This is a genomic window from Vibrio nigripulchritudo ATCC 27043, assembly GCF_000222685.1.
Lineage (GTDB): Bacteria > Pseudomonadota > Gammaproteobacteria > Enterobacterales > Vibrionaceae > Vibrio > Vibrio nigripulchritudo.
In genome coordinates this window covers 1-4745 of sequence record NZ_AFWJ01000142.1, presented here as the reverse complement: position 1 = coordinate 4745, position 4745 = coordinate 1, and the positions used below count along the sequence as shown (strand labels likewise).

Annotated in this window: 4 protein-coding genes; 3 read left to right on the top strand and 1 reads right to left on the bottom strand. The window is 51.0% G+C overall.

All coding sequences use genetic code 11. The features are described 5' to 3' along the window. The 3 genes from RH89_RS13040 to nirD all read left to right on the top strand — a co-directional run. Positions 1–723, top strand: a 723-nt coding sequence (locus RH89_RS13040; protein WP_004402510.1) for an ABC transporter ATP-binding protein, incomplete at its 5' end; no start/stop codon positions are given. A 12-nt stretch (positions 724–735) separates the two neighbouring features. After that, complete coding sequence (nirB, locus tag RH89_RS13035; RefSeq protein WP_004402507.1) at positions 736–3234, top strand: nitrite reductase large subunit NirB; 2499 nt, start codon at positions 736–738, stop codon at positions 3232–3234. Further along, positions 3234–3569 carry a nitrite reductase small subunit NirD gene (nirD, locus tag RH89_RS13030; protein WP_004402506.1) on the top strand — a complete coding sequence of 112 codons (336 nt, stop codon included), beginning with the start codon at positions 3234–3236 and terminating at the stop codon, positions 3567–3569. Before nirB ends, nirD begins: the two co-directional genes overlap by 1 nt. Before the next feature lie 155 nt (positions 3570–3724). Here nirD and RH89_RS13025 read toward each other — a convergent pair. Next, positions 3725–4745 (bottom strand): methyl-accepting chemotaxis protein (locus tag RH89_RS13025; protein WP_004402503.1); only part of this gene is annotated, 1021 nt, incomplete at its 5' end.

Below are 4745 nucleotides of genomic sequence, written 5' to 3'. Positions count from 1 at the left end.
CATTCTGGCTGCGGTAAATCCACCGTATTGAATTTGGTCGCCGGGTTATACGACCCAACAGATGGCGGTGTGATATTGGATGGACGCGAAGTGGATGGACCGGGACCAGAGCGGGCAGTGGTGTTTCAAAACCACTCTTTGCTGCCCTGGCTGTCGGTCTATCAGAACGTCGAACTGGCGATCAAACAGATAGCAACCGGAAAAAGCAAAACCTGGGTGAGAGAACAGGTATCGCACTATCTCGATTTGGTGCAGATGACCCACGCGAGCGATAAAAAGCCGAGTGAGATATCTGGTGGTATGAAGCAACGTGTCGGTATAGCACGTGCGTTGGCACTCAAACCCAAAGTGCTGCTGATGGATGAACCCTTTGGCGCTTTGGATGCTCTGACACGGGCACACCTTCAGGATGCGCTGATGGCGATTCATGCAGATTTGAATACCACGGTGATCATGATTACGCACGATGTGGATGAAGCCGTATTGCTGTCGGATCGAATTGTGATGATGACCAACGGTCCGGCGGCCACCATCGGAGAAGTATTGAGCGTGGAACTAGACAGACCAAGGAACCGAGTCGAATTAGCCGACGATACGCGTTATCAGAAATACCGTCAGTCGGTGCTGCGTTTCCTCTATGAGAAACAAGCCAAACCTCAGACCGTTAAAACATCCGCCACACCCATTGAAGAGTCGCCCGTTCAAGCGACCAAAAGCGCCTAGGGAGGAAGCACTATGGAACATTTGGTCATTGTTGGAAATGGCATGGTGGGACACCAACTGGTGGTCTCTCTGGTGGAAAAGCACGCACACCTGAATTACCGGATTACGGTGATTGGTGAAGAACGTTTCATTGCGTACGACAGGGTTCAGCTGTCTTCGTTGTTTTCAGGGCGATCTCATGAAGATCTGATGCTGGGTAGTGAAGAGTGGTATCAAAAACACGGGATTGAACTGATATTAGGCAGTCAGGTCACGTCAATTCAAACTGAACAAAGACGCATCACCATGGATGACGAGGTGGTCTTAGGATACGACCAACTGGTGTTGGCGACTGGCTCATACCCTTTTGTGCCACCTATTCCGGGGCACGATCGACCCAATAGCTTTGTCTATCGGACTCTGGATGATTTATCTGAAATTCGCACCGCATGTGAAGGGGCGAAAACGGGTGCGGTGATTGGTGGTGGGCTGCTGGGCTTGGAAGCAGCGAATGCATTGCGATTACTGGGCTTAGAAACCCATGTTATCGAATTTGCGCCGCGGTTAATGCCTGTTCAGCTCGACGCTGGTGCAGGCAATGTTCTGCAAAAGAAAATTGAAGCCTTGGGCTTAAAAGTTCACACATCTACCGCCACCGAAAACATCATTGACGGGGAAAACGCTTATCATCGAATGGTACTGAAAGATCAAGCGCCACTGGAAGTGGATGTGATCGTTTTCTCTGCCGGTATCCGACCGCAGGATGCCTTAGCAAGGCAAGCGGGACTGGATATTGGTGAACGAGGCGGGATTGTGGTCGATGACGCATGCCGCACCAGCGATCCCAATATTTTTGCGATTGGCGAATGCGCCCTGTGGCAAAACAAAATCTTTGGGCTGGTTGCGCCGGGTTACCAAATGGCGCGTGCTGTAGCTGACCAGCTTACAGGCACAGACAGTACCTTCACTGGTGCAGACATGAGCACCAAACTCAAGCTGCTGGGTGTGGACGTTGCCTCCATTGGGGATGCACAAATGCAGACCGAAGGGGCTCAGGAAATGGTGCTTCAGGATGCCAATACCGGGATCTACAAAAAGCTCATCACCGACGCGTCTGGCACACAGTTGCTTGGGGCAATCTTGGTGGGAGACAACACCGACTACGATGCTCTGCTTCAATGCTATCTCAATCAAACCCCGTTGCCAGAGTACCCCGCCGAGCTTCTGTTCGATGCGTCGCCTCTTTCTGGGGAAATCGGAGATAACACCTTAATCTGCTCTTGTCATAACGTGACAAAAAGCGATTTGGTGGTCGCGATTCAGGCAGGGGCGCACGATTTGAATACCCTGAAAGCCGAAACCAAGGCGGGTACCGGGTGTGGGGGGTGTACCAATATGGTGAAAACCGTGCTGGACGCCGAACTTGCGGCTATGGGGATGGAAGTGAACAATCACATCTGTGAGCACTTCGCGTATTCACGGCAGGAGTTATTTCACCTGTGTCAGGTCGAAAATATTCGAGACTTCGATGAATTGCTCGCTAAGCACGGCAAAGGCATGGGGTGTGATTTGTGCAAACCGACCGCTGCATCGATTTTTGCCTCCTTGTGGAATGAGCACATTCTTGAACCCAAACATCAGCCACTTCAAGATTCCAACGATGCCTTTATGGCGAATCTGCAAAAAGACGGTTCCTATTCCGTGGTTCCGCGGGTGCCCGGTGGAGAGATTACCCCAGACAAACTGATTCGCTTAGGCGAAGTCGCCAAGCAGTACGATCTGTACACCAAGATCACCGGTGGTCAGAGAGTCGATTTGTTTGGAGCCAAAATGGAACAGCTTCCGGACATATGGGAACAACTGATTCAGGCAGGGTTTGAAACCGGTCATGCGTATGGCAAATCGCTGCGAACCGTTAAGTCATGCGTGGGTTCTACCTGGTGCCGATACGGAGTCGATGATTCAGTCGGGCTGGCGATAGAGCTGGAGAATCGCTACAAGGGATTGCGGTCGCCACACAAACTGAAAATGGCGGTATCTGGCTGCACCCGTGAATGCGCTGAAGCGCAAAGCAAAGACATTGGTGTTATTGCTACCGAAAATGGCTGGAATTTGTACGTTTGTGGAAATGGTGGAATGCGCCCTCGACATGCCGACCTGATTGCGTCCGATCTTTCCAAAGATGCGCTGATCACTTTGATCGACCGAGTGTTGATGTTTTACGTCCGAACCGCCGACAAACTCCAGCGCACTTCAGTCTGGATGGAAAACCTTGAAGGCGGGTTGGATTACCTGAAAAGCGTGGTTCTGGACGACTCTCTGGGGCTTAACGAGCAACTCGAATCTCAGATGCAACACATAGTGGAAACCTATCAGTGCGAGTGGAAATCGACCGTTGATTCGAAAGAGAAACGCGCACGATTCCGGCCTTTCATCAATCAGGAAGGCGACAGTGTGCCATTGCCGTATCAACGTGTTCGCGGGCAGCGGATTCCGAGTACCTTTGTCAGTGATGTTCAGGAGATGAAGTGATGTGGAAGAAAGTCTGCGACATCAACCAGCTTGCGCCTTATCAAGGCGTGGGGTGTGTTTTTGACGAGCAACAGGTGGCGCTATTTCTGGTTCCCGGTAAAGAAGCCAGAGTATTCGCTGTGGGTAACTGGGACCCGATTAGCAAAGCTTATGTGATGAGCCGCGGGATTGTTGGCACCCAAGGGGATACCGTGTGCGTTGCTTCTCCCATGTACAAACAACATTTCAGCTTGGAAACAGGCGAGTGCCTGGAGGAGCCGGAGCAGCGCTTAAAAACCTGGTCGGTAGAACTGAAAGGGCAAGAGGTTTGGCTGCAGAGTGCGGTAAATGAATAGCGATAAGATAAGGAGCAGATAAGAATAATGACTTCCAGCCTGGCTTGCCATTCCTGACGTTTAGGACTCAGGAAGTTCCAATTACAGAGGCAGTGGAACAGACTGATTTGGCAAGTCTTTTTGGTGGGGTACGCCCGTACCCCACCGTTTTTCTTTTATTTTTGCTCGAATTGCTTAGCCAGTTGATAAAGTTTGTCTACCCCTTGCTTTAGCACCTGACTATTGCGTTCAACCAGATCGGTTTCAGCTAAGTTATTTTCAGATGTCTGGGCGATGGAGTGTATTCGATTACTTACTTGCTGAGAAAGCTGGGTCTGCTCGTTTGCAGAATTAGAAACCTGATCAATCAGACCGTGTATATCGGTCATCATTTGCTCTATCTGTTGCAAACACTGCGCGCCTTCCTGAGCGATGGTGACACAGTCTCCCGTCTGATCGCGGCTGCTTTCGATGTCTTTCTGCCATGTTGTAATGGTGCTGAGCATCTGACTTAAGCTCGCCTGAATGGTTTCCGTTGCATTCTGAGTACGTGAAGAAAGCGCGCGTACTTCATCCGCTACCACGGCAAACCCACGTCCCTGCTCTCCCGCACGCGCCGCTTCTATCGCAGCGTTCAGTGCCAGCAGGTTAGTCTGTTCTGCAATGCCACTGATTTCGGACATTACGGAACTGACTTTTTGGGCCTGCTCGCTCAGCTGGTATGTAGTTTGTGTCGCCTGTTCAGCCTGAGACGCCAGTTCATTTAACTGATTCTCCGTCGCATCAATTTTAGAGCGAGTCACCTTACATTGGTCTTGAGTGTCGTTGATCAGTAACTGAGTTTGTGAAGCGTGCTCAAAGACCTGACCCGCAGAGTCCGCCATATCGTTTACGGCACTGGCGACATGGTGAATGTCTGTGTTCTGTTGGCGAATCGCACTCATTGCGCGAATGGCTGTATCGCTTAAGTCGTCCGAAAGCTGGTGTAGTGGCGCAGCAGAATCGGTCATTCGACCAAGAACTGTACGAATACGGGCTTGCAGCAATTTGATGTGGAAATCTGCCGCAGACACCAACTGATTCCCTGAATACACAAGGCGACTGACGCTGTCGTATTCCGACTGCAGCTTTTTCATGTACTGAGGTGTGTTGATCAGCTCCTGTCGGAAGAACACGGCCAGTGTTGCCGCAGGAAGG

Bases quoted from the DNA above. Each gene is read 5' to 3' on its own strand.
- nirB (WP_004402507.1), top strand. From the start codon at position 736: ATGGAACATTTGGTCATTGTTGGAAATGGCATGGTGGGACACCAACTG.
- nirD (WP_004402506.1), top strand. From the start codon at position 3,234: ATGTGGAAGAAAGTCTGCGACATCAACCAGCTTGCGCCTTATCAAGGC.